The organism is Enterobacter cloacae complex sp. GF14B (genome assembly GCF_004136805.1).
GTDB lineage: Bacteria > Pseudomonadota > Gammaproteobacteria > Enterobacterales > Enterobacteriaceae > Enterobacter > Enterobacter hormaechei_C.
On record NZ_QFRV01000365.1, the window covers coordinates 1 to 932 of the forward strand.

General features: G+C 46.2%; 1 protein-coding gene. It reads left to right on the forward strand.

Features of this window, described 5'->3' with window-relative positions; all coding sequences use genetic code 11:
* Positions 1 to 134 precede the first annotated feature (134 nt).
* On the forward strand, positions 135 to 932 hold a 798-nt coding region (locus DD606_RS25680), incomplete at its 3' end, for a hypothetical protein (protein ID WP_139158410.1).

Consider the following 932-nt stretch of genomic DNA (forward strand, 5'->3'; position numbering starts at 1 on the left):
CTGTATTGATGTCTACTCCACCTGTTGAGAAACTACCGCAACACATGGTCCCTAGATCTCAAAATGTTGTACAAGCTACACCGCTACCACCTCCTGTGCTAGGACCGCAGCCCCCGCATCCAAGAGTCGCCCCTATGAACCAAGTGGGTTGCGAGCCATCAAATGCTTATGCAGATGGCTGTGAGGAGGAAATAGACACTAGTATTGCCTACGGACTTGATACATTGGAAGAGTGTCCTATATACTACATGGAAGATTGTTGGGGACAAGTCAAGCCGGTTTATCAAGCTGCTGCTCTCGCATCCAGAGGTCAAAATATCAACACCCAGGCTAGGAGGCCACCTCTTCAATGCTACGAGTGTGGTGGACCACATCGAGTAGCGGAGTGCCCTATTAGGCTGCAAAAGAATGCTGCACAGATGCAAGTGAATCAAGGGAGCACGTCTGCAATGCCAATACTCACATGTAATCGTTGTGGCATAGATCACTTGATTGCCCAATGCCCCTATAACCCAAATGCGCCTAAAATCACACCCCTAAATTTGGTCGAAATTGCTAGTGTGACATCGCCAATACCACCCGTCGCACCCGCTTATGCGATTACACGGTCCATGCTTCAAGGGCCAGGACATATCCTCGAAGAGAGAGATACCGCGTCAGTTATCCAAGCAAAGAAAAAGAAGACACGAAGGAAGAAGTTGCAGAATACGGAAAATTCAAAGCCAAGTTCCAAAACAAACATAGGAACAGGAGATGACCCCGTGTATATGAATGACCTCGAGGATGATTCAGATTCAGTCGAGACAATGGAGACTAGAACCAATACCACAAAGGGAAAGACAGACAAAGAAAACCGTAACATGGAACCAAATGAAAACCAAATAAGAGAAAATCATAAAGAGCCTCTGAAAACACAACAAGTGTTTCCAAAT